Source organism: Terrabacter sp. MAHUQ-38 (assembly GCF_014518425.1).
In the GTDB taxonomy this organism is placed as follows: domain Bacteria; phylum Actinomycetota; class Actinomycetes; order Actinomycetales; family Dermatophilaceae; genus Terrabacter.
Window position 1 is genome coordinate 165,293 of the sequence record NZ_JACVCU010000002.1, and the last position, 26,992, is coordinate 192,284.

At 68.6% G+C, this 26,992-nt stretch carries 26 protein-coding genes and 1 pseudogene; 10 read left to right on the plus strand and 17 right to left on the minus strand.

The window, feature by feature from the left end; translation table 11 throughout:
• Positions 1–67 precede the first annotated feature (67 nt).
• Both H9I49_RS07715 and H9I49_RS07720 read right to left on the minus strand, forming a co-directional pair.
• On the minus strand, positions 68–1,210 hold the full coding sequence (locus H9I49_RS07715) for a DUF6544 family protein (RefSeq protein ID WP_188029788.1): 1,143 nt from the start codon (positions 1,208–1,210) through the stop codon (positions 68–70).
• Between the two features lie 157 nt (positions 1,211–1,367).
• A complete protein-coding gene (locus tag H9I49_RS07720; RefSeq protein WP_188029789.1) occupies positions 1,368–1,811 on the minus strand; it encodes a hypothetical protein in 444 nt (147 codons plus the stop codon).
• Between the two features lie 449 nt (positions 1,812–2,260).
• On the opposite strand from H9I49_RS07720, the gene H9I49_RS07725 reads away from it, so the two are divergent.
• Entirely contained in the window at positions 2,261–3,631 is a 1,371-nt protein-coding gene (locus H9I49_RS07725) for an MBL fold metallo-hydrolase RNA specificity domain-containing protein (RefSeq protein WP_188029790.1), read from the plus strand.
• A gap of 120 nt (positions 3,632–3,751) precedes the next feature.
• Here H9I49_RS07725 and H9I49_RS07730 read toward each other — a convergent pair whose 3' ends face one another.
• Positions 3,752–4,060: a 2TM domain-containing protein gene (locus tag H9I49_RS07730; protein WP_223128456.1), complete on the minus strand. Its 309-nt coding sequence runs from the start codon at positions 4,058–4,060 to the stop codon at positions 3,752–3,754.
• A 164-nt stretch (positions 4,061–4,224) separates the two neighbouring features.
• Positions 4,225–4,617, minus strand: a complete 393-nt coding sequence (locus tag H9I49_RS07735) for a hypothetical protein (protein ID WP_223128457.1) — start codon at positions 4,615–4,617, stop codon at positions 4,225–4,227.
• Positions 4,618–4,994: 377 nt separating this feature from the next.
• On the opposite strand from H9I49_RS07735, the pseudogene H9I49_RS23810 reads away from it, so the two are divergent.
• From H9I49_RS23810 to H9I49_RS07755, 4 genes and pseudogenes are all read left to right on the plus strand, one after another.
• Positions 4,995–5,631: pseudogene (locus tag H9I49_RS23810) on the plus strand (DUF4389 domain-containing protein); the annotation flags it as partial.
• 897 nt (positions 5,632–6,528) lie between these two features.
• Positions 6,529–7,047: a flavodoxin family protein gene (locus tag H9I49_RS07745; RefSeq protein ID WP_188029793.1), complete on the plus strand. Its 519-nt coding sequence runs from the start codon at positions 6,529–6,531 to the stop codon at positions 7,045–7,047.
• A gap of 128 nt (positions 7,048–7,175) precedes the next feature.
• Positions 7,176–8,066, plus strand: a complete 891-nt coding sequence (locus H9I49_RS07750) for a universal stress protein (RefSeq protein ID WP_188029794.1) — start codon at positions 7,176–7,178, stop codon at positions 8,064–8,066.
• 5 nt (positions 8,067–8,071) lie between these two features.
• Positions 8,072–8,512, plus strand: a complete 441-nt coding sequence (locus tag H9I49_RS07755; RefSeq protein WP_188029795.1) for a pyridoxamine 5'-phosphate oxidase family protein — start codon at positions 8,072–8,074, stop codon at positions 8,510–8,512.
• A gap of 57 nt (positions 8,513–8,569) precedes the next feature.
• Here H9I49_RS07755 and H9I49_RS07760 read toward each other — a convergent pair whose 3' ends face one another.
• The 5 genes from H9I49_RS07760 to H9I49_RS07780 form a co-directional block, all read right to left on the minus strand.
• Positions 8,570–11,023 (minus strand): HAD-IC family P-type ATPase, encoded by a 2,454-nt coding sequence (locus H9I49_RS07760; protein WP_188029796.1) that lies wholly within the window; start codon positions 11,021–11,023, stop codon positions 8,570–8,572.
• A 116-nt stretch (positions 11,024–11,139) separates the two neighbouring features.
• A complete protein-coding gene (locus H9I49_RS07765; RefSeq protein WP_188029797.1) occupies positions 11,140–11,847 on the minus strand; it encodes a BON domain-containing protein in 708 nt (235 codons plus the stop codon).
• A 72-nt stretch (positions 11,848–11,919) separates the two neighbouring features.
• Positions 11,920–12,615: a polysaccharide deacetylase family protein gene (locus H9I49_RS07770; RefSeq protein ID WP_188029798.1), complete on the minus strand. Its 696-nt coding sequence runs from the start codon at positions 12,613–12,615 to the stop codon at positions 11,920–11,922.
• A gap of 216 nt (positions 12,616–12,831) precedes the next feature.
• On the minus strand, positions 12,832–14,997 hold the full coding sequence (locus tag H9I49_RS07775; protein ID WP_188029799.1) for a multicopper oxidase family protein: 2,166 nt from the start codon (positions 14,995–14,997) through the stop codon (positions 12,832–12,834).
• A gap of 139 nt (positions 14,998–15,136) precedes the next feature.
• Positions 15,137–15,898, minus strand: coding sequence for an SDR family NAD(P)-dependent oxidoreductase (locus H9I49_RS07780; protein ID WP_188029800.1), 762 nt, complete (start codon positions 15,896–15,898; stop codon positions 15,137–15,139).
• Positions 15,899–16,157: 259 nt separating this feature from the next.
• On the opposite strand from H9I49_RS07780, the gene H9I49_RS07785 reads away from it, so the two are divergent.
• Complete coding sequence (locus tag H9I49_RS07785; RefSeq protein WP_188029801.1) at positions 16,158–16,670, plus strand: DUF6448 family protein; 513 nt, start codon at positions 16,158–16,160, stop codon at positions 16,668–16,670.
• Between the two features lie 53 nt (positions 16,671–16,723).
• Here H9I49_RS07785 and H9I49_RS24380 read toward each other — a convergent pair whose 3' ends face one another.
• Both H9I49_RS24380 and H9I49_RS07795 read right to left on the minus strand, forming a co-directional pair.
• Entirely contained in the window at positions 16,724–17,017 is a 294-nt protein-coding gene (locus tag H9I49_RS24380) for a cation transporting ATPase C-terminal domain-containing protein (RefSeq protein WP_370587477.1), read from the minus strand.
• 17 nt (positions 17,018–17,034) lie between these two features.
• Positions 17,035–17,616: a dsRBD fold-containing protein gene (locus H9I49_RS07795; RefSeq protein WP_255523781.1), complete on the minus strand. Its 582-nt coding sequence runs from the start codon at positions 17,614–17,616 to the stop codon at positions 17,035–17,037.
• A 312-nt stretch (positions 17,617–17,928) separates the two neighbouring features.
• Here H9I49_RS07795 and H9I49_RS07800 point away from each other — a divergent pair, with 312 nt between their 5' ends.
• A complete protein-coding gene (locus H9I49_RS07800) occupies positions 17,929–19,518 on the plus strand; it encodes an AAA family ATPase (protein WP_188030417.1) in 1,590 nt (529 codons plus the stop codon).
• Positions 19,519–19,537: 19 nt separating this feature from the next.
• Here the strand turns inward: H9I49_RS07800 and H9I49_RS07805 are convergent, their stop codons facing one another.
• Together H9I49_RS07805 and H9I49_RS07810 are read right to left on the minus strand one after the other, a co-directional pair.
• On the minus strand, positions 19,538–19,774 hold the full coding sequence (locus tag H9I49_RS07805) for a PLDc N-terminal domain-containing protein (RefSeq protein WP_188029802.1): 237 nt from the start codon (positions 19,772–19,774) through the stop codon (positions 19,538–19,540).
• A gap of 119 nt (positions 19,775–19,893) precedes the next feature.
• On the minus strand, positions 19,894–20,487 hold the full coding sequence (locus tag H9I49_RS07810; protein ID WP_188029803.1) for a hypothetical protein: 594 nt from the start codon (positions 20,485–20,487) through the stop codon (positions 19,894–19,896).
• Between the two features lie 119 nt (positions 20,488–20,606).
• On the opposite strand from H9I49_RS07810, the gene H9I49_RS07815 reads away from it, so the two are divergent.
• From H9I49_RS07815 to H9I49_RS07825, 3 genes are all read left to right on the plus strand, one after another.
• Positions 20,607–20,969: a hypothetical protein gene (locus tag H9I49_RS07815; RefSeq protein WP_188029804.1), complete on the plus strand. Its 363-nt coding sequence runs from the start codon at positions 20,607–20,609 to the stop codon at positions 20,967–20,969.
• 151 nt (positions 20,970–21,120) lie between these two features.
• The gene (locus tag H9I49_RS07820; protein ID WP_188029805.1) at positions 21,121–22,896 is read left to right on the plus strand and encodes a GAF domain-containing sensor histidine kinase; all 1,776 of its coding nucleotides are present in this window, start codon (positions 21,121–21,123) and stop codon (positions 22,894–22,896) included.
• 95 nt (positions 22,897–22,991) lie between these two features.
• Complete coding sequence (locus tag H9I49_RS07825; RefSeq protein ID WP_188029806.1) at positions 22,992–23,639, plus strand: response regulator transcription factor; 648 nt, start codon at positions 22,992–22,994, stop codon at positions 23,637–23,639.
• Between the two features lie 9 nt (positions 23,640–23,648).
• Here H9I49_RS07825 and H9I49_RS07830 read toward each other — a convergent pair whose 3' ends face one another.
• From H9I49_RS07830 to H9I49_RS07845, 4 genes are all read right to left on the minus strand, one after another.
• Positions 23,649–25,220, minus strand: a complete 1,572-nt coding sequence (locus H9I49_RS07830) for an FAD-dependent oxidoreductase (protein ID WP_188029807.1) — start codon at positions 25,218–25,220, stop codon at positions 23,649–23,651.
• Entirely contained in the window at positions 25,217–25,666 is a 450-nt protein-coding gene (locus tag H9I49_RS07835) for a hypothetical protein (RefSeq protein WP_370587478.1), read from the minus strand. The genes H9I49_RS07830 and H9I49_RS07835 overlap by 4 nt, the downstream gene beginning before the upstream one ends.
• Positions 25,667–25,772: 106 nt before the next feature.
• A complete protein-coding gene (locus tag H9I49_RS07840) occupies positions 25,773–26,198 on the minus strand; it encodes a DUF1003 domain-containing protein (RefSeq protein ID WP_255523782.1) in 426 nt (141 codons plus the stop codon).
• A 200-nt stretch (positions 26,199–26,398) separates the two neighbouring features.
• On the minus strand, positions 26,399–26,830 hold the full coding sequence (locus H9I49_RS07845; RefSeq protein ID WP_188029809.1) for a universal stress protein: 432 nt from the start codon (positions 26,828–26,830) through the stop codon (positions 26,399–26,401).
• Between the last annotated feature and the right edge of the window lie 162 nt (positions 26,831–26,992).

Sequence of the window (26,992 nt, forward strand, 5' to 3'; positions counted from 1 at the left end):
CCGCCTGGAGTCTGCGTTGCGCGTCGTCCGAGATGCTCGGTTAGGCGGTTGCCGAGGCGGGGGTCCATCAGTTCCTCCGGTGATCTGCGTTGGCGAGGTGGCGCCTGACGCCACTGGGGGCCTGGCGGCCGACGTCGTAGTGGATGTCGTCGATCTGGAACTCCAAGTAGGCGAAGCGACCCTCCGGGTCAGGTGCGTCCCAGATCGCCTGTCCCGTGGTGGCCACGAGGCGTCCTTCGAACGCTGCGTACTGACCCACCGGGGTGGACCACCCGAGCCGCGTGAAGCTCTCGCCGTCGGCCGAGGCCCGCAGCCGGTCCTCGGACACGAAGTCAACGAGGTCGCCGTCCTCGTTGAACACCAGGACCGCGCTGACCTCCTGGTGCCCCAAGCCGAACGTCCCGCGGACGGCGTGCGAGTCGACGGCGTCCCAGGTGACGCTTGCGTCAGGCAACGCAGCAGGCGCCATGATGCACAGGTCGTTGAAGACGGTCACGGTCTCCGCACGCGTCATGTCCGCTCCCGAGGCGTCCAGAATGGGGACCAGAGAACAGAGCCGACCGCGCATCGTCGCGGCGCCGCCGCTGAACGTATGGAGGATGTCGACCGGTAGCCCGAGCATGGTCGCGTCCATGAAGAACAACCGACTCGGATCCGGCCCGAAAGTGTTGACCTGCTGTCCGGTGAACGACATCCACGCCTTGTCCGGTCCACCACGGATGCGCCCGTGTACTGTCGCCCGGAAGCTCGTGACCTTCGGCCGACCGACCGCACCGGCTCGACGCACGTACGTGGCCAACGGCTCCGGCAGTCTCGCCAATTCGCGCTCGGTCACCACGCCGCTCGATTGCAGACCGGTCAGCGCCTCACGCGCCTGTCGCGCGTACTCGGCCCTGAGGCTGGCAGGGCCGTCGGCCCGGTATCCATAGACGGCGGCGAGGAGCATCACCGCGTTGACCACGGTGCCGACCTTGGCGTCGGCCCAGCTCGTGACGACGACGGCCTGCGAGAGCAGCGCCGCGGCGGCGAGCGCCAGCCACCAGCCCCGAAGGCGCCTGGCGGCCATCACGCTCGCAGTGAGAACCAGCCCGGCCGCAGCCAGCCAGACCATCCCCGCGCCAGCGCTGGTCGGTCCGTCGAGCTCGTCCACCTCTGCCCAGCGCAGTCCCTTGGCGGCACCGATCAGGTGGATCAGACCATGCACCGCCACGAGGACTGCAAAACCCCAGCGCAACGTTCTTCGCATTGCCTTGTGACTCCTCTCTCAGATCTCGTCGAGCCGCGGTAGCGCCCCCAACTGACGGCATGACCGGGTGTACGCCCGCCGTTCAAGCCCCTAATGCGGGTTTGCGGGGCCGGTGAGACGTTCACTGCCTCCACTGCCTCCACTGCCCCAGTGCGTCGCGCCCCCAAGCGATCAGGCCGAGACCGACGACGACGTAGATGACGTGGAAGTAGCTCAGCTCGCGGATGAACGCCAGCTCCACGACGATCCACCCGATCAGGAGGAGCCCTTCGATCACTGCCGCGAGATCGGCACCACGGTGGGCCAGCCACGCCAGGACCGCGACCACCGTGGCCGGAACAGCCACGATCACGGTCAGCGCGATACCGCCGAGCACGGGACTCGCGAACGGCAGTCGCTCCTCCAAGTCCGGCGGCAAGCGCAGGAACCCGGACACGAGTCCCAAGGCCCCGGCATACGCGCCGACGGCGATGAGGACCGCGTAGACCGCGAGCGGGACGCGGCGCCCTCTTCCACCTTCACCTTTGACCGTATGGTCGCTCTGCTGCATCGTCCGGCCAACCATGACCGCCTCCCTCTCACGCCTCTCTCACCAACGTGCGCTGCGCATGGCGCGCTCCGGAAGGGGCGAACGTCCCGCCCGACCTCCACAGGACATCAATGCGGTTGCCGCCTGCGGTCGATGCCGGGGTCACAGCGATCACTTCACTACGGCTGCCCCGCGACCGTGGCGGGGGCGCCGAGGCCCCACTCGCACGCCTGCCGACACTGCCTGCCAGCAGAACGTTTGCAACGTAGACGGCCCATTGGTGCGGCCGGAAGGCGGTGGCGGTGACGCCAAGTGACCGCTCGGGCCCCAGGGGGTGTGGTGGCGGTGCTCCAGCCTGCAGGCCCTTGGACCCTGGTCGGCTCGTTGCCACCACGTAGCGTCATGGCTGACGGTCAGATATGACGACCACGAAGCACGACTCTCACCACGGCGGAGCCGGTGGACACCTACGCTGAGGAGCAGCCATGACCACACTCACGTTCCTGGGCGCAGCCGGAACCGTCACCGGCAGCAAGTTCCTCCTCGAGGACGAAGACCGACGGGTGCTCGTGGACTGCGGTTTATACCAGGGCGAGCGCCAGTGGCGCCGACTCAACTGGGAGGACCCCGGCGTGGAGGCCGGCGCCTTGACGGACGTCGTGCTCACTCACACCCACCTCGACCACTGTGGCTACCTACCGGCCCTCGTGCACCACGGCTACACCGGACCGGTCTGGGCCACGGCAGGCACGGCTGCATTGGCCGACATCGTGCTGCACGACGCCGCGAAGCTCCAGGAAGAGGACGCGGCCAACGCGCAGGCATGGGGTTACTCCAAGCACCACCCCCCACTCCCCCTGTACACGTGGACCGATGCCGATCGCGCCATCGAGCTGATGCGGATCTGCGAGTTCGGGAAGCCGACGACGCTGGAGTCCGAGGCCGTGCTCACCTTCGTCCGGGCCGGCCATGTTCTCGGGTCCGCGTCGGCACACGTCGCCCTCGGCGCCGCCAGTGTTCTCTTCTCAGGCGATCTCGGACGTCCCAGCCACCCCTTGCTGCTCCCCCGCGACCGACCGCCGGCGGCCCGCACCGTAGTGGTGGAGTCGACGTACGGCGACCGCGTGCACCCCGACGAGCATGAGGGACACCAGGTACTCGGCGACGCCGTGCGCCGGACGATCGGTCGTGGCGGCTCGGTTCTGATCCCGGCGTTTGCCGTCGATCGCACCGAGCTGGTCCTGTTGGCTCTGGCGCACCTCCGCAAGCAGCACGCGATCCCCGATGTGCCGATCTACGTCGACAGCCCAATGGCTCTGGCTGCGCTTGACGTCTACCAGCGGCCGGAGCACCAGGCCGAGCTGCGTTCTGACTCCCTGACCGCGCTCAGCGCTCTGTCCCGGCTCCGCACCGCGCGCACCTCCGAGGAGTCGAAGCGGCTCAACACGCCAGGCACACCGTGCATCATCGTCTCGGCCTCGGGCATGGCCACCGGTGGGCGCGTGGTGCACCACCTCCGCTCGCTGCTCCCCAACCCGCGGAACACCGTCGTCCTCACCGGGTACCAGGCTGCCGGCACTCGCGGGCGCCTGCTGCAAGAGGGAGCACGAGAGCTCAAGATGATGGGCCAGTACGTTCGAGCACGGGCTGAGATCGTCACTGACGAAGGCTTCTCCGTTCATGCGGACTCCGCCGAGCTCCTGCAGTGGCTCGGCCAGCTACCTGAACCTCCGAAAGCGGTGTACGTCGTCCACGGTGAGCCCCGCGCCAGCTCCGCGCTTGCCGATGCCATCGGCGACGTGCTCGATTGTCCGGTCGTGGTGCCGAGGCGTGGTGAGCGGGTGCTCGTCGACTAGGGCTCCTCGACTAGGCAGCCGCCGGCGCTCAGTTGCTCAGGTTGACCAGTGAAGCGTGTGCTCGGCCACACATGCGTTCGGTGAACAGTCGTCGGACTGCTCACCGAACAGTGCTCTGCTCTACCGCTGTGTGTGGCGCAGCCGTTCCATCTCCGCTTCGATCTGGCGTGGTCCCGGTGCGGGCGAAAGGACGTCCCAGGTGTGGAACGCCAGCCCGATGCCCCACCCGAAGATCGGGAACACGGGCCAGAAGAAGGCAGCACCCGTGACGTACCAGAGCGCAACCAAAAGCAGGTTGACCGTGAAGTACGCAAGGGCGTGCGCCATCAAGCCGCGCTTGTCCTCCAGCCGCTTGACGGCTTGTCGACGCAGCTCAGGCTCGTCGTCGACGAGCTCGGGCATGTGCTCCGGTGTGACTCTCTCAGTCATCTACGACACCTCCTCTCTCCCTTCAGCCTTACGTCGGCAGACGCCCCCGGCGGGGCCGAACGTCCCGCCATCAGGGCCTGCTGGCGAGTGAAGTCCGCGACACGACAGCGATCCGGCGTTGCACTGGACGCGTCGGGCGAGGGACGGAAAGGATTGGCATACCGTCAGCCTTGCGGAGGCTGCGGCCGCGGCGCCTCCGAGGCTCGCGCGAGGGCCATCAGGCCTACCAGGACGCCGATGCCGCTTCCCGCCATGCCAACCCCTATCACCCAGCGAGCGAGCAGATCCCAGTCAAAGCTGCTGTCGCCGAAGTCGAAGGGGAAGACCTGCCAGATGCGTACCAGCGCAGCGATTCCCACGACGTTCTGGGTGATGTCACCCAAGGCCTTGAACCACGGAGGGTCGCTCATGACATAGAGGGCGTTCGCAACAAGGCCGACCACGATCGACGCGTTGACGAGGCCGAGCACGCGTGGAGTGTCGCCGGTCAGGAACGGCACAGCAGTCCAGCCCGGCCACTCGTTGATGGCGAACAGCAGGCCCGCGTTGACCACCAAGCCCACGGTGTAACCCAGGCGACGGGACGCCAACGACGGACGCTGTCGGCGCCGCTGTGCGGTTGTAAGAGACGACATGGCGGACCCTTTCGTAAAGCAGCTCCCTCCAGCGAACAACCTTCAGCCACCCCGAAACAGGGACGAAGGTCCGCGCAAAGCAGCCACTGCCGGGGCCGCACGGCGAACGCACCTTCGTGCTGCCTTGAACCTGCTGCGTCCGCTCGAGCAGCGAGCTTCAAGGACGTCGATGTGATCGAGACATCAACCGGGTCGGGCCTTTCGGCCCTGATCCTGCGGTCGGTCGGCGATGGAACCTGTTGAGGAATGGGCCGATCGATCGACCAACGGAGGCGAAGACGATGAGCACATCAACGTATCCCGTGCACGTTCAGGCGCACCTGGATCCCGGGCTGAGCCGAGGGCTCTGGCTGGTGAAGTGGCTGCTCGTGGTGCCGCACTACGTTGTGTTGGCGTTCCTCTGGCTCGCGTTCGGCGTGCTCAGCGTGGCGGCCTTCTTCGCCATTCTCTTCACGGGGCGCTACCCGAGAGCCATCTTCGAGTTCAACGTGGGGGTGCTGCGGTGGACGTGGCGAGTCTCCTACTACGCGTATGGCGCCTTGGGCACGGACCGCTACCCTCCTTTCTCGCTCAAGGACGACCCCACCTACCCCGCACGGCTCGACGTCGACTACCCACAGCGCCTGTCGCGTGGCCTCGTCCTGGTCAAGTGGTGGCTCCTCGCCTTGCCGCACTACCTCATCGTGGGCGTGCTGATCGGCAGCGGCGCGTACGTCGTGGCACAGAGGTCCGGCCTCGACCGGACTCCCTTGGTGTGGGGCGGCGGTCTCATCGGTCTTCTGGTCCTGATCGCGGCCGTCGCCCTTCTCTTCACCGGTCGCTACCCCCGACCGCTCTTCGACCTGATCCTCGGCCTCAACCGGTGGGTCCTGCGGGTCGCCGGCTATGCGGCCCTCATGACAGACGAGTACCCGCCCTTCCGCCTCGACCACGGTGGCGACGACCGGGGCGCTTCCGAACAGCTCGCGCTTCCACTCAGCCCGACGACGAACCTCCCGGCACGGAATGCACCCGCGACCGCCGATCCGTGGACCGCGGGACGCGTGACAGCGCTCGTCGTCGGGGCGGCCGGCGTGATCCTGTCCGTCGGGCTTGCAGGTGCCGGAGGCGCCCTCGCCTACGCGGACACCGCCATGCGCGACAGCGGCGGCTACGTCATGAGCGGCAGCATGCGACTCAGCACCCAGACGTACGCGGTGACCTCCGCGAACGTCGAGCTGCACGCCGCCGACGTCTTCAGGGCGATCCCCGCTGACGCGATCGGCGACGTCAAGATCACCGTGACGGCAGCCTCGGAGAAGCCGGTGTTCGTGGGCATCGCACCGACCCGTGCCGTCCAGAGCTACCTTCACGGCGTCGCGCGGGCGCAGCTGAGGTCACTACCCGGCGACGCAGCGGGATACACCACGATGTCCGGGACCGCGCCCACCCGTTCACCCGCCGAGGCCCTGTCCTGGGCGGCGCAGAGCGCCGGCACTGGCACGCACTCCATGGTCTGGCCTGTCGAAGCCGGCGACTGGACGGTCGTGGTCATGAACGCTGACCGGTCCGCCGGAGTGGACGCGGCAATCGCCTACGGCGCAACCGTCCCCGCCCTGCGGTGGCTCGTCCCGCTCCTCCTCACGCTCGGCGCCACGGGCCTGCTGGTCGCCATCGCACTTCTCGTCGGCGCAATCGCCACGGCGGCTCGTTCCAGCGAAGCGAGCCAACGACCATGACCGGCCGCTCGGAGCGTTCAGGCATGTCTCGCTCGACTGACCACGCACCGGGCCGCACCCTTACCACTGCCCACCCGGGGCCGCGAACAACGGCCCCACCTGAAAGGAGCCGGACATGAGCCGTGCGATTGTCGTATTCGAGTCGCTGTGGGGTAACACCGAGAAGGTGGCCCGCGCGGTGGCAGACGGGCTCGCTGAGTCCATGGATGTCGAGGTGCTCGACGTCAGCACGCAACCCTCCCCTCCGTCCGATGACGTGGACCTCCTCGTCGCAGGCGGTCCCACCCACGCCTTCTCGATGACGCGGCCCCGCACTCGTGCGGACGCGCGCAGTCAGGGCGCCACCCAAGGATGCGAGGGCCCCGGGCTTCGCGAGTGGCTCGACGAGCTTCCGAGTGGTCGCCACCACCAACGGGTCGCGACGTTCGACACGCGCGTAGGCAAGGCGCGCCACCTCCCCGGGTCGGCGGCGAAGAGCGCCGGCAAGGAGGCGCGACGGCACGGGTACGAGACGGTGACTCGGCAGAGCTTCTGGGTGCGCGACGTCGCAGGCCCTCTCTTCGACGGGGAGCTCGAGCGGGCGACCGCGTGGGGTCGCGATCTGGCCGTGAGAATGGGTGAGCCGGCGAGATGACCGCCCGGCAAGCCCGCGGTGCGGCTCCACTTTCCGGGTCCTAGGTCCCAGCCGTTCAGGTGGGAGCGACCCGATGCTGGACGTACCGGCCGCGCACGTCGCGTGACCGACGATCTCAGGAGGACACCATGTCAACCCGACTCACCTCACGTCCGGTCGTGGTCGGCCTCGACGGCCGACAGCCGGGTCGCATCGCCCTGGACTGGGCCATCGATGAGGCGCGCTGGCGGCGTACATCCCTTCGCCTGCTGCACGCGACGCCGATGCCGCTACGCGGCCGCGCTCCGGAGCCCTCGTCCGAGGTAGCCGCGGGTGATGAGCAGAGCGCCCGCATTCTCGACGAGGCGGTCGACCGGGTGCGCGCCCTGTCACCGGCCACGCCTGTCTCCACGTCGACCGGGCACGGCAATGCCGCGGTCATGCTGGTAGAGGCTTCGAAAGACGCGTCGTGCGTCGTCGTCGGCGCACGGACGCGCGGCGCCCTGGCGTCTGCGTTCATGGGGTCCACGTCCGTCGACGTCGCGGCACACGCTGCCGCACCGGTCGTCGTCGTCCGGCAGCTGCCGGTGGTCCGGCCCAACCGTCCCGGTGTGGTAGTCGGCTCCGACGGGTCGGCGCTGTCGACGGCAGCCATCGCTGAGGGCTTCAGGCAGGCCGACGAGCGCGGACTGCCGCTCACCGTGGTGCACGCGTGGTTCCTCGACCCCGGCCTGGGCTTGGCGGCATTGCAGTCCGAAGACGCCCTGCGCGCGGCCGGCGATGCTGAGCACGCACTGGCGGCGGAGGCGCTCGCAGGGTGGTCCGAGAAGTACCCCGACGTCATGCTGCGCCACCACGTCATCAACGCCCACCCGGTGCAGGCCCTGGTAGAGCACTCGGACGGCGCGGAGCTCGTCATCGTGGGCAGCCGCGGGCGCGGGGGCTTCGGAGGCCTGCTCATGGGCTCGGTGAGCCAAGGAGTGCTGCATCATGCGCACTGCCCGGTGATGGTGGTCAAGGCGCCCGCAGACGAAAGGTGACCACCGTGAACGGCGACATTCTGCCTACCGACCACACCGGGCTGCAGGTCTTGGACACCGAGAGCTGCCTCGAACGGGTGCGGCGCACGCCCGTGGGTCGCATCGCGTTCGAGCTCGACGGCGAGATCGCCGTTCTGCCTGTGGTTCACACCGTGGACGGGCTCGACATCTGCTTCCGCACCGCGGGCAACGCCAAGCTCGAGATGGCGCTGGAGCACGACCGCGTGGCCTACGAGGTCGACCAGTGGGACCCGGATTCACACAGCGGGTGGAGCGTGCTCGTGCAAGGCACGGCCTCGATCGTCGACGACGAGGACGAGGTGCGTCGGCTCGAGCAGGTCTCGGGTGGTTCCTGGATCCCCCAACATCGGCAGGGCTACCGCTGGGTCCGTGTCCGGGCCCACACCATCACCGGGCGCTTGCTGGAGCCGCCCGCCGATGGATGACGCGCTGGGTGTGCGTGCCACATCGAGGGCCGGACGGGGCCGAGGCCGCGGCGCCGGTCAGTCTCGGACGTGGTGCGCGTGCCGGACCGACGGCGAAAGACGGTAGACCGCCTCCACCGCCGCCGCCCCCGCAGCACCGACAGCCAGCGAGCGCCACAGCATCGGCAGCGGCACGTCGAAGGTGAAGAAGCGTGCCGCGATCGGCAGGACGAACGCGAGCACGGCCAGCAGAACCATCGCGCCGACGAGCGCGACCTTCCACGGGCGGAACGGTCGCGCCAGCACGACGAGGATCCAGAAGAAGGCGAGGAGCAACGTGACTGTCGCGCCGCTCCCGGGCTGCCAGCACGCCACGTCGGCGACAGCCCCCACGCCGGCCTCGAGTCCGCACCGGTCAGCGAGCTGTTCACGGGACACACCGTGGTTGGCGCCGGCGAAGAGGTAGGACACGATGACCGCGAGGCCCGCTACCGCTCCCGAAGGCACGGCGAAGCGCAGAATGCGGCCGAGGAAGCCGGGCAGGTAGCGGCGCCTGTTGGGTCCCAGGGCGAGGAAGAACGCCGGGATGCCGATCGTCACCGCCGACACGAGCGTGAGATGGCGCGGCAGGAAGGGGAATGGCAGCGAGGCGAGAGCCGCGGCCAGGATCGCGACGAGGCTCATCGCGTTCTTCGCGACGAAGAGGTTGGCCACCCGCTCGACGTTGCCGATGACGCGGCGACCCTCCGCGAGCACGTCGGGCAGGTGGGAAAAGCGCCCGTCGAGAAGGACCAGCTCAGCGACGGCCTTCGTGGCCTGCGCGCCGTTACCCATGGCCACGCCGATGTCGGCGTCCTTGAGGGCGAGGGCGTCGTTGACGCCATCGCCCGTCATCGCGACGACGTGCCCGTCGGCCTGCAGCGCGTGGACGAAGGCCCTCTTCTGCTCAGGCGTGACACGCCCGAAGACGGTGTGCGCGGCGAGCGCTCGACGCAGGACATCTGGGTCGGCCGCGGCGTCGGGCAGGGTGCGGGCGTCGATCGGCTCGCCCACGTCGAGGCCGACCGCCCGGGCGACGGCCGCGACCGTGACGGGGTTGTCGCCGGAGATGACCTTGATGGCGACGTCTTGCTCCGCGAAGTAGGCGAGCGTGTCGCGAGCGTCCGGCCGCACCTGCTCGGTGAGCGTGACGAGGGCCGCCGGCACGAGGTCGGCGGGCAGCCTCGCGCCGTCGAGCTGCTCCTCGCTGCGGGCGAGCAGAACGACGCGGCGGCCGGAGTCGGCGAGGGCGGCCACGCGGACCCGGATCGCCTCGAGCGCCGCGTCGGTCGGCTGTGGGTCGGCGGCGAGCAACACCTCCGGAGCCCCGAGCACCCACGTCGAGCGCTCGGCGAAGCAGGCGGCGCTCCACTTGCGGGCAGAGCTGAACGGGATGGTCCGGGTGCGCTGCCAGCCCGGCGAGGCGAGCGCCGCGGCGACCGCGGTCAGGGTGCCGTTGGCATTGGGGTCATCCGCGAGGGCACCCAGAGCGCAGCGGATCTCCCCGAGCTCCTGTCCCTCGAGCGGCACGACGTCCTCGTACGCGATCTCGCCGACCGTCAGCGTCCCGGTCTTGTCGATGCACACGACGTCGACGCGCGCGAGGCCCTCGACTGCCGGCAGCTGCTGCACGAGGACGTCGCTCCGCGTCAGCTGTACCGCAGACAGGAGGAACGCCACCGACGTGAGCAGCACGAGGCCCTCGGGGACGAGGCCGACAACCCCCGCCGCCGAACGGATGACGACCTCCTGCCATCCCCGGTCGCCGACGGTGCGCCACTGCGACCAGAGCGCAATCGGCAGGGCCGTGACGATGACCCACGTGATGTAACGCAGAAGCCGGTTGACCGACTCTTGGATCTCCGAGTGGGTGCGGGTGAACTTCCTTGCGTCTGCAGCGATTTGGTTGACGTAGGCGTCCGCGCCGACCCGCCTGGCGTGGTAGCGGCCCGAGCCGGCGACGACGTTGGTACCCGACAGAACGTCATCCCCTTCGTCGTGCGCCACCGGGTCGGACTCGCCAGTCAGGTTCGCCTCGTTGAGCTCGAGGCCGGCGCTCGAGACGAGGGTCCCGTCGGCGGGCACCTCGTCCCCGGTGCGCAGCTCGATGAGGTCGTCCTGGACGACCTCGGTCGTGGGGACGACCCGCACCTGGCCCTCGCGCACGACCCGCGTCGTGGGCGCGTTGAGCAGGGCGAGCCGGTCGAGCTTGCGTTTGGCAAGGTACTCCTGGGTGGTGCCGATGGCGGAGTTGACGACGAGGACCAGCCCGAAGAGCCCGTCGGCGTAGGACCCCGTCACCAGAATGAGGACGAACAGCGCGCCCAGGATCGCGTTGAACCGGGTCAGCACATTGGCACGCACGATCTCGGCGATGGAGCGCGACGTCCGCTCGTCCAGCCGGTTCACCGCCCCGCGCGAGACGCGTTCCGCCACCTCGGCACTCGTCAGCCCCGTGGGCCTGGTCAGCGTCGCGTCCCCGTAGGTTGTCACCGAGCCATTCTCGTGGTGGGACACGAGTATGGCGGGCCTTCGAGCGACCGCATCGACGGCGTCGTCCCCATGGTGGGTGCTCTCGCTGCTGTCCCAGAGATGTCCGCGGCGGGGTGTCAACCAGAGAGCACCATGCTGGTCTCTCCCGGCTCGGGGTGCGACACATGCAGGTTGTTGCGGACGGCTGTGACACCCGGCGTCGACCATGCGGCATCACCTGCCTGTTCGAACTCGTCCCACGTGAGTACCGTGCCGGTCAGCTCGATCGTGGTGCCGCGCACCGCGACGTGGATGTTTGCGGCGTCGTCCTCGGCGTTGCGGAGCAGAGCCGCAAGGATCCTGCGTTTGGCCTCCTCTGCGGCCATGGGCAGCTCGGGCTTGATCTCTATGATGTTGTGGACCGACCTGACGCCCGGAGTGCTTCGAACCGCCCTGTCGGCCTCATCAAGCTGGTAGCGCCACGGAAGCGACCCGCTGAGCAGTACGCACCCGTCGTGGACGGCGAGGTGGACGGCACCCTTGGGGATGGTGGGGTGCGCAGCCATTGCCTTGGCGGCGGCACGGACGATGTCGACGTCCTCGCGACCGGAGGAGCGGTTCTTGACGACGAGCTCGTCCGCGACCCCCGTCACGCCCTCGACACGATATGCCGCGTCCAAGGCTGCTTCCTTCTGGGCATAGGTCTCGACCTCCCCTGAGAGCGTGACGGCGCCCTCGGTGACGGCGACGCCGACGTGGTCGGCATCGACGTCGGGCGACCACCGCAGCTCCTCGCTGACGCGGGTCTTCAGGCTGTGGTCGGTGCTGTGGAGTTTCTGGGTCATACCTTGAGCGTGCGACGGAAAGACCTTCCTGAGAAGGGACCAAGGGCCCGCACTCACCGCCCTGGGCAGGCTTCAGCAGGCCATCAGGCCGACGACGAAGCCCCGGGCGCGCAGTCGTGGGATGAGCAGGTCGAGAGCAGCGACAGTCTGGGAGCGGTCTCCACCGCCGTCGTGCAGCAGGATCCTGGAGCCACCACGCACGTTTGCGAGCACGCGGCTCACGATGCTCCACGTGCCAGGGCGCGACCAGTCGCGCGGGTCTACAGTCCAGAGGATCTGGCGCTGACCGCGGCTGGCGATGATCGAGGCGACGCGGGAGCTCGTGGCACCGTACGGGGGCCGGACACAGCGCGGCCGATATCCGAGCGCCCCCTCCATCTTGTTCAGCTGCCAGTTGACCCAGTAGTTGGACAGGTAGGTCAGGTTCGGGTGGTTCCACGTGTGGTTGCCGATGAGGTTGCCGTTCGCCCGGACTGACCGTGTGACCGATGGGTACCACGAGATGTTCTGCCCCAGCTCGAAGAACACCGCGCGCACTCCGTACTTCCGCAGGATCGAGACGACCTTCGGCGTCCACGTGGGGTGGGGGCCGTCGTCGAAGGTGAGGTAGACGGTGCCCGCGTATGCCACTGGAACGGCCTCGAGTGCGGTGCCCACCGGCGCGCGAGCCATCTGCGCCGCGCTCGTATCCGCCTGTCCAGCAGGCACGGTCACGACGGTCAAGGAGACGGCGACTGCCGTGAGTGCAGCTGTGAAGAAGGCTTTCATGATGTCCCCAGTCCACTACTCCCCTACTCCGATTGTTCGCCTCCTCGGTGGGCGGAACAGGGCCCTCCGTCCCGTCGTCCGTAACCTCGTGCCGGCGGTCAAAGGCACCGTCGTGCTGCCGTTCCTCTGGTCATCTCGCTGGTGGCAGCCGTCGGCGTCGTGGCCCTCGCGCGTGCGGGAGGAAGAGCCGTCGTCGTCGCGTGGTGTACTGCGCGTTCAGCCGCGGGGCTGTCCGGACTGGGACGGACCGATCCGGTACGGGCGCATCATCTCGTTGTCCTCGTGCTCGACGATGTGGCAGTGCCACACGTACTGGCCCGGTGTCGCGAACTGCGCCCGGACCCGGGTCACCTGTCCGGGGTAGGCGATCACCGTGTCCTTGACCCCGGTCTCCCACGCCTCGGGCGGGGTTACGGCTCCGTCGAGTCGCAGCGGCAGGATCACCTCATCCTCGTCGTCGAGGGCCAGGGCCTGGCGGTTGACCACCTCGAAGGCCACCTCATGGACGTGCATCGGGTGGGCATCGGCCGTGGTGTTGTAGAACTCCCAGACCTCCGTATCGCCGACGGCTGGGTTCTCGCTGGGCGGGTCCATCCAGAGCCGCTCGACGAGCGCCCCGGAATCAGCCGTGCCCAGCACGGCCTCCACGGGCCCCTCCACCTCCGCGCCCCCGGCATCGGTGCCGACGCCAGCCTTCTCGATCAGGGCCAGCGGACGGCTTCGCACCTCAGCCGGCAGGGACGTGAGCGCGGGCAGCTGCAGGAACTCGGGTGGGGTGGTGGGGTCCGGGCCGACAGCTGGCACGACCCGGAACTGCAGGAGCTGCCCGGTCGAATCCGGGTCGGCAACCTCGAACCCGTCGGGCGGATCGCCACCGGGCTCGCCGCCGCCGAACGGCTCGTCGGGGCCGACGTTGCGCAGCACGTAGTTCCCGACGGGCACGTCGGTGAAGTCGACGATGAGATCGGCGCGCTCGGCCAACGCCATGAGCAGTCGGTTCCCGTGGCCCGCAGTGAGGTTCACCGGTGCGGACAGGAACCCGCCCTCGTTGCCGATGACCCAGACCCGCACGCCGGGGATCTGGCTGAAGTCCAGGATGAGGAAGCGGGACTGGCAGCCGTTGAGGAAGCGCAGCCGGTAGCGCCGCTGCTCCACCCGCTGGAACGGCCACGTCGCGCCATTGGCCATGATCGTGTTGCCGAAGAACTCCGGGTTCCAGATCGGTGAGAACTCGCCTGTGGGGATGTAGTGGGCCACGAGGCCGTCGAAGAAGTCACGGGAGCTCGGGTAGAACAGCGACCCGTCGGCGTCGAACGAACGGTCCTGCAGCGCGATCGGGATCTCGTAGTAGCTCTTGTTCGACGGGAACCGGTCGCCTTCTCTGGGTGCCGGGCCCGGCAGGACTGCCGCCCTGCCGCTGCGGCTGTCCAGGACAGCCTTGTCGCCGTGCGGCCCGCCGCGGATGATGTAGAACCCAGCCGGCCCCGCGTAGACGTTGAGACGGGTCATGCCGAGGGTGTGGTCGTGGTACCACTTCGTCGATGCCCGATCCGGGTTCGGGTACTGGAAGGTGGCGAAGCCGGGCCCCCATGCCACGCCGTAGCGGGACTGGGCCTTGCCGGCGAAGAAGTCGTACCAGCTGCCGACGGTGGCGTAGCCCGCGGGGATGTTGGTGGCCGCCGGGAGGTACCAGGCCTCGGCGTACCCGTCGCTCTCGTCTCCCACGTGGAGCGATCCGTGGACGTGGGTCACCATCGGCACCGGTCCCGGGTATGGCCCGGGGGTCGCGGCGAACGCGGGCCGCGAGTCGCGGCCCGCGGGTCCGCCGGGTGGGTTGGCCCAGTGCAGCGTGGGATCGACGGGCAGCAGGTGTGGCAGGTAGCCACCATCTGGCCGGACCAGCTCGTTGACCCACTTCACCCGCACCGGTCGTCCCGTTCGGGCCTCGATCGTCAGCGACGGCGCGTGGTGGAGCAGGGTCCCGCGGCTGCTCTGGGCCGTAACGGGGCCGTATCCCCACACCGTGGTGGCTGGCAAGCCCGCCGGCAGGATCTGCTGCTGGAACTGGCGAACGGAGATCTCGTAGTAGTCGGCCGGCTTACCGCCTGGCAGGGTGAGCGTCGCTGCTCGTGGCATGACAGGCGGGATGAGCAGGGGCGTGACGAACTTGGGGATGGCGGAGGGATGCAGAGTGCCGCCGGGCACCTCGGCGAGCGCCACCTTCGTGCCGTTCGGCAGGTAGGCGTAGAGGACGAAGCCGAACCCGGCTCCTCCCGCCGCCCTGATGAATGTCCGCCGACTAAAGACGGAGCGTCCGTTGCCGAGCGGCCGTCCAGCGGCGGCCGCCACGGGGCCATCATGAGAGCCACCGTATGCGGCCATGGGATCTCCTCTTTCCGTGTGGTGGCTCACGGCGACCCCCAGGAGGTCGCGGCTGCTTGGAACAGGAGCGAGAATCGCCCGGGAGCTGTCGTCTGCAACGCCGTTGGTGCGACACGGCGCGCCGTGTCGCCCGGACCGCTCAACGGGCCAGGTAGCCGCCGTCGATCGGGTAGTACGCGCCGGTGGCGAAGGACGCGGCATCGCTGGCGAGCCACGCCACGAGCTCAGCGACCTCATGGGGTTCGCCGATGCGCTGGAGGGCATGTTGCCCGGCAAGGACCTGCAGCGTTGCCTCGTCCAGGTTGCGCTCCAGCAACGGCGTGCGGATGAAGCCGGGGCCCACCGCGTTCACCCTGATCCCGTCGGCGGCATGGTCCCAAGCCGCCACCTGCGTGAGACCGACGACGGCGTGCTTGGCCGCCGTGTACGCGCTCGCAGTCGGGAAACCCACGGCACCCAGGATCGACGCCATGTTGATGATGGAGCCGCCGCGCCCGCTCGCTTTCATCGCTCTGATAGCGGCACGCTGGGTGTAGAAGACGCCGTCGAGGTTCACGCGGATGACCTCCCGCCAGGCCTCATCGCTGTAGTCACCGCTCGTCAGGGCGGCGCCGCCGATGCCCGCGTTGCAGACCGCGACGTCGACGTGGCCGAGGGCGCTGAGTGTCCCAGCTATCGCGGCGTCCACCGAGGCCGGGTCGCCCACGTCCACCACCACGCCGTGTGTCCGACACTCGACAGCGTCCAGCTCCTTGAGCACCAGCTCGATCTGGTCCCAGTCCTGGTCCCAGATCGAGATGTCAGCGCCCGAACGAGCCATCGTGCCGGCACAGGCACGTCCGATGCCGGACGCCCCACCGGTGATGACAGCAACCTTGCCTCCGAGACCGTATGTGTTCATCGTGCCCTTCCTCTCTGCGTCAGCCACCACTCTGCGACGGCATGAAGCGGCGGGGCAGGGCCATTGGTCCCTCGTGCACCCAGCGGCAGCCACCTCCAGGGAGACGCCGACACGGGTTGTCCGCCACCACGAGCTCCTCGCTCCGGGTGCGGCGTCTTCTCAGGACCAGTGGCCCTCCCGCGACGCAGGATCGGATGCCAGGCTCGGTGAATGGCGTAGGGCCGCTCTCGATGCATCGCGACGACACCTGGAGGAGACCATGCCCCCGCACTGTGACACGTTGGATGGGCCGGTGGTGGTTGCTGCCCGCCAAGCCCTTGAGTCAGGCGACCTCACGAGGGTCCTTCCGTTCGTACCGGAAGCCGCCGAGGAGGAGGTGCGGGACACCTTCCTGGCCACGCTTCGCGTGCGCCCGATGGGTGTCGACGCGCGAGACCTGGCCGACCGGCTGTTCTTCGAGACGGTGGTTCGCCTCCATCGCCTCGGCGAGGGTGAGCCCTACACGGGGGTCAAACCGGCGGGTCAGCCGGAGGGGCCGGTGATCCCGCTGGCCGAGGAAGCTGTCGAGTCGGGCTCCGCCCAGCAGGTGGCCGCATTCCTGACCCGCGTGCTCGAGACCGAGCTCGATACGCGGCTGGAGCAGGTCCGCGAGCTGCGCGAACGCCGCGGCCGCTCGGTGCCGGATGACCGCCGCTACGTCGAGGCGATGCTTGGTTTCGAGGTGTACACGCACCACGTTCTCGAGGCCATGCACGGGTCGGCCCACGGGTGAAGCTCGTCATGCCGGTCGTGAAGGCGGCCGGACTCGACCACCAGCCCGCCACCTCAAGCCAGAGGCGAGCGGAGTTTCGGCAGTGGTCGTGGGCCGCGTAGGAGCGCTCGGCTGTCCGCCGGCTGAACCGCGAGACCTGCGCCGGCGAAGGAGTGGGTCAACAGGTTGAGCCACAAGATCTGGGCGGGGAGCAGGAGCAGCGGCACTCCGAAGAATGGGCCCGAGCAGCATGAGGACCACTTCGGACCCACCACCGGAGTTCGGTCCGACGAGGCGCAGGCGAAGGGCGGCCACGGCGGCCGAGAGCCGCGGGGGCTGCCCTCGGAGACGGTGCCAGTTGCAGCCACGGCACCTTGCTACCCCGTCATGTGGCCTCCAGGGTGACGTCGTGCTCACCGGTGAACTGCTCGATGTCGCCTGCCGCCGTGGCGAGGAGCTCGTCCGCCAGCCGCCGCAACGCCCTGGCAACGGCTACCTCGTCCCCGATCTCCGGAACCGTGGGGTCGCCAGGGCTCCGGTGGCTGTGGCCCGCCGCAGTGAGGTGGCGTTGAGAGTCAGCCAGCAGAACCACTTTCGCGTCGGTGTCCTCGTCTGACTCGAAGATCGTGATCCGCACCTGCCAGTCGCGCACTCGGCGCCACTCGTGGGTGGTCGCAGGTTGTGGCGTGGCGGCTGTGAGTGGCGCGGTGCTGGAAGACGCGGGCGGGCCGGCCTCAACCGGCACCGGCGCGTTCTGCTCTCGCACCGAGGCGCTCGCTTCCTGCGGTCCGATGCGCAGGACGGAGCCGTGTCCCGGGAAGAACAGCCCGACGTGGCCATCACTCCAGCGGACGAGGAACGGCGGTGTGCCGTCCGGACCGCGCGCCTCGAGGACCTCCCCGTCGTGTAGCGGCGCCGAGACGGTGGGAGGAGCGAGGATGATGCGGTCGCCGACATGCGCTTTCATGAGTGCCTCCATGGGTGCGAGCGCTCAGTCATGCGGGGCCTTGTCCGGGCGCCGAGCTGGCGCTGGTGTTCTCTGCCGACGCCAGTCTGAGACCGTGCGAGCCCCGACTGCAGGGCCGTAGGTCCCGCGACCCGGAATGTGCCCAGCCACGCGGCGCCGAGAGGCGGGGACGCGGCGGGCCTTCCTGCAGGCCCGACGAAGGTGCGTGCGCCCATGGCAGGGACGAAAGCCCCTGATCAGTCTCGGTCAAGAGAGAGCAGGCTGGGGGTGTCAGAGCTTGAGTGTCGGTACGGCGCCGAGGAGTGAGGCGTGATGAGTGACTGGGGTGCGACGGTGCGCGAGACCCACTCTGCGGTGGTTCTGCTGATGGGCGAGCACGCATACAAGATCAAGAAGCCGGTCGACCTGGGCTTCCTGGACTTCACGACGCGGGCGTCGCGTGAGCACGCGTGCCACCGCGAGCTGGTTCTCAATCGACGGATGGCTGCGGATGTCTACGAAGGAGTGGCCGACGTACTCGGGCCTGACGGCCGACCGTGCGAACACGTCCTGGTGATGCGGCGGATGCCTGACGAACTGCGGTTGAGCACATTGGTTGACCAAGGTGTCGACGTGACCGCCGCACTCCGGCACCTCGCCCGAGATCTAGCCGCCTTCCACGCGACCGCAAGGACGAACAGCGAGATCAGCGCCTGCGGGGCCCCCGACGCGCTCCGAAAGCGTTGGCTGGACAACGTCGGTGCCCTACGACGTCTGGGCGTCACCCTGAATACGCCTGTTGAGCCTTGGATGACCGACCGCATCGAGCTCCTGGCGCTGCGTTACCTGGCCGGTCGGGAACCGCTGCTGCATTCACGCATGGCGGCACGTCATGTCCGGGACGGTCATGGCGACCTGCTCGCCGACGACATCTTCTGCCTCCCTGACGGTCCGCGGACGCTGGACTGCCTCGACTTCGACGACCGGCTCCGCTGGATGGACGTTGTCGACGATGTGGCATCTCTGGCCATGGACCTCGAGCGCCTCGGGAGCCCCGCTGCCGCCATGACCCTGCTGCGCTTCTACGAAGAGTTCTCCGGGGATCGGCAACCACGCAGCCTGCAACACCACTACATCGCGTACCGAGCCGTGATGCGCGCCAAGGTGGCCGCCATTCGGGCGGCTGAGCGAGGTGGTGGCGACGACGAATCCGCTGAGACGAGGCGGCTGTGCGCCATCGGTTTGGACCACCTGGAGAAGGCCAAGGTTCGTCTGGTCCTCGTCGGCGGATCCCCCGCCTCCGGCAAGACGACGCTCGCCGAGGCCTTGGGTGCTGCAATGCCCGCCGCGGTCCTGTCGAGTGACCGCGCACGCAAGGAGCTGAGCGGGATGTCGCCGAAGGAGCATGCGCCCGCGGCATTCCAACAGGGCATCTACCGGCCGGAGACAACCGGCGAGACCTACGCATGGCTAGCGGACCACGCTCACGCCATGCTCGCGATGGGTGAGAACGTCGTGGTGGACGCATCGTTCGCCGCGGACGTGCTACGCGTGCCGTTCCGCAAGGCATCGGCGGACTCCAACGCCGATCTCGTGGAGCTCTGCTGTCGGCTCCCGGATGCGGTACGCGAGGCACGATTGACCTCGCGTGCAGCCTTTCCCGACGACCTCAGCGACGCCGACCTCGCGGTCGGCCGCGAGCTCCACGCCTTGGCGGACCCCTGGCCAGAGGCGGTGGAGGTGCCGACCGGGGGCTCCGGGGCCAACGCCGTCAGGTCGGCGTTGCTGTCCGTCGAGGGGGCAGCACGTTCCCAGTCCACGCGGACGGAGTCCAGCCACGTCGATGCGGGTCTGGAAAGTCACCGGGCTCAGCGGCGGACGGATCCGTCGTGGGGAGCGTGCCGTACCTCTCCCCCACGATGACGCGTTCAGCACTGGTGCATTAGTCCAGCGGGAGCAGGTTCGGGCGGCGACGGCCGAACACGAAGTAGGCCAGAGGTCCCACAGTGTTGACGAAGGTGGCGCAGGCCCATGCCCAGCCGGGTCCGTTGAGTTCTTCCGGCCGACGGTGACGCAGGTCTCGGAGAGCGACAAGCTGAAGACCCACCTGCACGACTGCTCCGATCACGACCCAGCCACGCTGCGGGTTGCTCAGGTCACCCCAGGACTTCTTTCTCATGATGCCTCTCCTCCACGGGCCAACGGACGATCCTCGACCAGCGGTCCGGGAACTGGCCCCGCCGTGCCTGCCTGCGACAAGAGGCCCGAGCCAAGTGGACCCGGACCTCTGTGGCTTGGTCACTTGAGGACGGGGAAGCGCTGGACCAGGTGCAGGCTCTCCCAGGCGCGACCGAGACCGAACGTGTGGCCGGCCTTCCCGAGCAGAAGCAGGACCAGCACCAGGGCGTAGATCAGGTGGTCATCCATGAACGGGTTGTTCTCGGGCCAGAGCGCCGCACTCCACATCATCAGCATCAGGGCAACTCCGGAAACGGTCGCGATGCGCATGCAGATGCCGAGCATCAGCGCGGCGCCGATGCCGGCCAGGGCGACCATGAAGAGCCAGTTGGCCCAGGCAGCGCCGGCAAAGCTCTGGTAGAAGTCCGCCAGCGGCCCCTTCGTCCCGAACTGGAGGAAGCCCAACGTCGGCGATCCTTCGTTGATCCAGGCCGCGGGGCCGAAGGTGTCGACCGCGCCCGTCTCGGGATCCCGACCCGTCGCGAAGCCGAGGGCCAGCAGCTTGTCGAGGAAGGCCCAGGCGAAGATCCAGCCCAGGGACAGACGTGTCGCGGCAGCGACATAGCGGAAGGCCTGGCTCTTGGGAACGGCCGCGCTCTCTTCCGCGAGAACGTCCTGCCCGGTGGTCGGCGTGTGACGGGCGATGGTGCTCATCGTCGTCTCCCTTCATGTGACTCAGTCGATGGTGCGTTGTTGGTCGTGCGTCCCACGATCGGGCGGCTCACGTCGTCCGTGTAGGGACCAATGGCCCGCGTTGAGCTGGATTCCACGACGTGAAGTGGGCACCGCGCACGTGCAGCGCAGTAGGCGGCGACGGGGGCCGGTTCGTCGAGGGCGCTCGGACGATCCGCTGCCACAACGAGCCCCACGGCTCCCCGAGCTCGGGCGACGAGTACCTCGCAGGGATCTCTGCTCGGCGTCTCGAAGGTCGCGTGGATCCGGGGTCTTCCCTGCAGCGCCCTCAAGGCAGCCTCGAAGATGGCGGTATCCGCTTCGGCACGGTCGTGCGGCTGCAGCCCTTCAGGCAGCACCTGTACGAAGCGCACCGCCACACGGAGCTCGCGCGCCAGACGTACCGCCTCGAGTGCGACCTCATGGGCAGACCCGTCAACGCCGAGGCCGGCCACGACCTCTGAGTAGAAGCCGGGCCTCGGACGGGCCTTCCGCGGCACTGGAACATTCCTCACCTGCCAACGGTGACTGGGTGGCGGGCGACCGAGCTGGGCCAACAGTCCCGGACTCGTGTCCGTCTTTTGTCCGTCGGGTCTGACCGAGGCTCGGTCGCGAGTGCCAGCAGCGGCCTATCCTCGAAGCGTGGCATCGGAGACCAGTTCAGGTCGCGGCCCGCGGCGGTGGGCCGACGGTATGTCGCTGCACGTCGACGACCTCATGGAAGAGCTTCGGTCCAGGGCGGATGCGGCGCAGCGGTCTCATGCCCAGTTCGAGGAGCTGCTCGACGCGGTGACCGCCATCAGCGAGGACCTGGAGCTGTCCGAGGTCCTGGGACGGATCGTGCGATCCGCCTGCGCTCTGGTCAACGCCCGCTACGGGGCCCTTGGCGTCCTGGGTCCGGACGGCGAGCACCTCATGGAGTTCATCACCCACGGCGTGAGCGCGGAGGAGCGAGCGCGGATCGGAGATATTCCCTCCGGGCACGGCATTCTCGGCCTCCTGATCCGAGACCCGCGTCCACGGCGGTTGTCCGACATCGGCGCCCACCCCGACTCAGTCGGCTTCCCGCCGAACCATCCGCCGATGACGAGCTTCCTGGGTACTCCTGTACGGATCCGCGACGAGGTCTTCGGCAACCTCTATCTCGCTGAGCGTCAGGGCGAGAAGGAGTTCTCGGAGGCCGACGAGGCGATGCTGGTGGCACTGGCCGGGGCTGCCGGCTTCGCCATCGAGAACGCACGCCTCTATGAGCGCAGCCGGCAGCAGCGGATGTGGGCACAGGCCATCGGCGAGCTGACCCAGAGCCTCCTGGAGAGCGCGGACGAGGACACGGCCCTGATGCTTCTGGTGGAGCAGGTCGTTCATCTCTCAGAGGCCCAGGTATGTCTGGTGGCCCTACGCGACGAGGAGGGCGCGCCCACGCGCGTGCGAGCTCTGCACCGTCGTGATGAGGCCGCGCCGCAGCCTGGATGGAGCAAGTGGCCCCCGCTGGAGACCCGGGAACACTGGTCGCAGGTTCTGGGCTCAGACCAACACCTCCTGTTGATTCCCGGATCACAGGGCGGCGCGACCGGACGCGTACCAGCAGATCTGGCGCAGCTGGCCGGGCTTGCCGCAGCCGGGCCGACAGCCCTGCTGACCATGTCCGCCGGTCGCGGCGACATCGGCCACCTGATCGTGCAGTGGCCGGCGGGGCACGAGGACTCCGCGGCGCAGGGGATGCCGGCGCTGTCCACTTTCGCGCAGCAGGCGGCGCTCGGGCTCGTAGCCTCCCGGGCACAGCACGACCGCCAGCTGCTGGCGATGCTCGAGGACCGGGACCGGATCGCGCGCGACATGCACGACCACGTCATCCAACGTCTCTTTGCGACGGGACTGTCCCTGCAAGCCGCGGCCAGACTGGCGGTCCACCCCGTGGTGAAGTCGCGATTGGACGAGGCGGTGGACAGCCTCGACGAAGCCATCAAGGTCATCCGCTCCACCATCTTCGAGCTCCACACGATGGCCGCAGATCGCACCGTCGAAGAGGAGCTCGCAGATGTGGTGACGTCGTACGCCGGCAGCCTCGGGTTCACCCCCCTGCTCGAGGTTCACGGAAAGCCGGAGCTCGACGACGCAGGCCTGCGGGCGGACCTGCTCGCCGTCGTGCGGGAGGCGCTCGCCAACGTCTCGCGGCACGCCGGCGCGAAGTCTACGACGGTGGTGGTCAGCTTTGGAGCCTCCTTGCGGGTCGAGGTCACCGACGACGGTGTCGGCGTCGCCGTCACTGGCCGCCGCAGTGGGCTGGCGAACTTGAGCCAGAGGGCAACGTCGCGTTCGGGAACTCTCCGGTTGGCGGCCGCTGAGCCGAGCGGAACCCGCCTCGCCTGGGAGGTGCCCTTGGCAGGCTGAATCCATGGGACCTACGTCCCGGGGCGAGCAGCCCGTCGTGTCTAGTGTCAAGGCCTCATGTGGGTTCGCGTCGATGAGCGAGAGGTGAAGTGGCTGTGACGATCAGGGTGTTTCTGCTGGATGACCACGAGATCGTCCGACGTGGGCTCCGGGAGCTGCTCGAGGACACGCCGGGCTTCGAGGTCGTCGGCGAGTCCGGGCTTGCCCAGGAGGCGGCGAGGCGGATCCCCGCCATCCGACCCGACGTCGCGGTCTTCGACGTGAGGCTCCCCGACGGCTCGGGGATCGAGGCATGCCGCCAGGTCCGCTCCGTTGATCCCTCCATCGCAGGTCTGATCCTCACCTCCTTCGACGACGACGAGGCGTTGGCCACCGCAGTCCTCGCCGGCGCCTCGGGCTTTCTGCTCAAGAACATCAAGGGCCACGGCCTCGTCGAGGCGATTCAGCGGGTGGCGGCCGGAGAGAACCTGCTCGACACCGCACGTGCCCGTCGCGTGCGCGCCAGTTGGAGGAATGGTCAGGAGACCGACCCGAGGCTCAGGGCGCTCAGCCCACAAGAACGCCGAATCCTCGATCACGTGGCTCAGGGCTTGACCAACCGCCAGATCGCGGACGCCATGTCGCTGGCCGAGAAGACCGTCAAGAACTACATCACGTCGGTCCTGTCGAAGCTCGGGATGGAGCGGCGCACCCAAGCAGCCGTCTATGTCGCCACCCACCAGCCGCCGGAACGCACCGGCTGACGGTGCCCTCTACATCGGTAGTGCACCCACGAGGCGGAGCCAGCATCGGAGCTGGCGGTCCAGCACGCCGCAGCGGAATCCGACGTAACCGTCGGGCCGCACTCCTACGGCGCCGCGGCCGTCGCGGTCCCGAAGTCGGTGAACGTGGACCAGTGGGCCCGTTGGCAGCGTTCCGAGAACCGCAGTCTCCCAGCTGGCCTCGCGTTCGAGCAGGACGTGGACGCCCGGCGTTGCCGTCAGCTCGTGGAGGCGCACGGGGCCGCTGGCAGTGACCACCTGCTGATCCGGCAGCCGGTACCCGGGTCGTGGCCAGCGGCTGGTGCTGCGGACGCCATCCTGGGACAAGGGGCTGTGCGGGTAGCGCACGAAAGGTTGCGCGAGCATCCTGACCCCTGCCGCCACCAAGGGTCTCCGGTGTAGCAGTGGTGGAAGCAGAGGAGCGGCGTACGGCAGAAGCCCGGCGCGGAACAACCTGGCGGCCGGGTGGGGCGACGCCTCACCGAAGAAGATGATGTGTGTCAGGGCAAGGACCTGATGGGCGGCTCGACGGCGTTCCTGCTCGTACGAGCGGAGCAGCTGCTCCGGTGCTCCACTGGCGGAGGCGAGTCCCAGCTTCCAGCCGAGGTTGACGGCGTCGAGGATCCCGTTGTTCATCCCCTGCCCTCCGGCCGGTGAGTGGGCGTGCGCGGCGTCGCCGGCCAGGAACAGCGGGCCGCGACGGAACCTGCTGGCCACCCGGTGTTGGAGCGGCACCCGGGCAGACCAGCGAACGTCGTCGACGGTCGCTCCCAGGCGTGACTCGTCAACGAGCCGGCGCACTTCGTGCGGCGGTACGGCGGGCCCCAGCTGTCCGAACGCCTCGTTGGGTCCTGGGTTCGCGGGGCGCGTGGCCAGCAACCGCCAGGTGGCGGCGCCCTCGCCGAGCGCAAAGAGGAACGCCGGCCCCGAAGCTCCCACCGCGACGTGGAGAACGCCGGGCTCGAGGGGTCGGCTGAGCTCAACGTCGGCGAGGACGGCCTCCACCCTGTACGGCGCACCCCGCCAGGCCGCCTGGATGAGACCGCGCACCGTACTCGACTGCCCGTCGCACCCCGCGACGAACCGGCAAAGGTGATGCTCAACCCGATCGTCCGAGGTGCGAAGGGCGGCGGAGACCAGGGCCTCGCCCGCTGGCCGGGAGCCCAGTCCCACGAACTCGACGCCCCAGTCCACGCGGACACCGCGTTGGTACAGGGCGGACGACAACACCTCCTCGATGTCAGCCTGCGGAAGGAGCGTCAGGTGGGGGAAGGCGGTGTCAGGAAGATCGACCTGGCCGAGTCCCACCTGCACCACTCGCCCGCCAAGGTGGAGCCGCACCTCGGGGGCGGTGTCCGCGCGGTCGAGGAGTGCGGACGTGACGCCGAGCGGACGCAGGCACTCGAGCGCTCGGGCGTGGAGCATCATCGCTCGGGAGGGCTGGAAGGGATGTGGATGGCGATCGACCACCCGCACGCTCGCACCGTGCGCGTACGCCTCGAGGGCGGTCGTCAGGCCGGTTGGGCCGGCCCCCACCACCAGCACGTCCGTGGCGGTGGTCATGCTGCGGCCACGAGAACCCACCACGCGTCGTCTGGGGTTCGTGGTGTCTGCATGAGCGCCGGGTCGGCAAGCACGTCATCGCGATGCAGGCCAGGCAGCACCTGGTAGCGGATCGAGCCCGGGACGCTCACCAGCTCGAGCACCCGCCAGAGCGCCGACGCATAGTCCTGCGCCCGCTGTGGCCCGTCCCACTCGTAGAACCCCCGATAGACGCCGAAGGCGTCATGGGCACACCAGAGCTTGGACACGTACCCGGGGAACCCCACGAAGAGCGGCGTGTTGAGAAGGCTTTCGGCTTCGAAGAGACGATGCGCCGCGCCACGCACGAGGCGCAGCTTGAAGGCGACCACCAGAACGCAGGGCTCCGCGGCCGCGCCGCGCGAGACCGTTGTCTCCCGGTAGACGCGCGCACTGCCGCCATCCGCGAAGCGCAGGACCCGGCCCACATTGCCTCGTGGGAAGTGCACCTCCCTCCGCAAGAGCATCACCAGGCTGGTCCCCACACAGCGAGCCACCGCCCGCCAAGCTCGGCCCCTCGGGGCCGGTGTCGACTCACCGATCATGGTGTTCCCTCTCCCCCTCATTAACGACGGGCGGGCGCAGATCTGCGGGACCATTGCCGCTCCAGGGACGCCCTTGACCTTGCCCTGTTGGAGCGCTCGGAGCGCTACCGCGAGCGCCCACTTCCTGCTGTGAGCCTTCCGCCGTGCGGACCATGTGCTGGTACAGCACGGTGGTGAGTGCGTGGATCTGGCGGGTGAGCTCGGTGTTGGTCTTGAGCTCGAGCTCCGACTCCTGGAAGTCGTGGTCGGCCTTCGCCTGCTGAAATGCGGCCTGCCGGTTCTGGCCGATCATCACGAAGGTCGAAAGGAAGATCGCCTCGAGCGAGACAACGAGGGTCAGGGTCGGCCACGGGCTGCGTTCGAAGACCACCATCCAGACCGCGAACACCCCGGCGTGGATGTAGACGAAGGGCATCGACCCGGCAAAGCGGGTGATGCGGTCAGCGAGACGTAGGTGCGGGCTCGCAGACCGGTTGCGCTGCTCAGCATCGACGACCGGATGTCGCCGGTCGGTCTCGGGCCGCGTCCCAAGTTCCGGAGTCGCATGCTGTCGTGTCGCCCTGCGCGAGGTCAGATTCGGTGGGTCCATGGCATCCTCACATCGAGGCTTCGTCGTCACCGCACGACGACGACGGTGCAGCCGCTGTGATTGAGCACATGCCGGCTGGTGGACCCCAGCAGCATGCCGAGGAAGCCTCCGTGGCCCTGTGCTCCCACCACCAACATGGCCGCTCCTTCCGAGAGGGTGATGAGCTGTTCGGCCGGGTGACCCGCGATGACCTTGGGGGTCACGTCGATGTCGGGGTGCCGCTGGCGCGCCTCGGTCACGAACTGACTCAGCGTCTCCTTCGTGGTCCGCTCGGGATCCACCGCGTCGAATGCCGCGGTTCCGAGCAGAGGGTCAGTGGTGACGGGAAAGACGTTCCAGACGGCGACCGCCAGCACGTGGTGCTTGCGCAGGCTCGCTTCCTCGCACGCCCAGCGCAGTGCTTCACGACTCTCCTTGGATCCGTCGATGCCGACGACGATGGTTCCCGCCTGGGTCATTTCAAACTCCTTCGTGTCGAAGATGCGCAGCTCCAGAGAAGGCAACGACGAGGGCGTGGCACCAACGGCTCCCCTGGCTGTCGGGGAACACGTGCCATCGCGACGAGGTGGCGCGGTCGCCGCCAGGCTGCTCGCACGCCGAGACCAGCACCTTGCGGCATT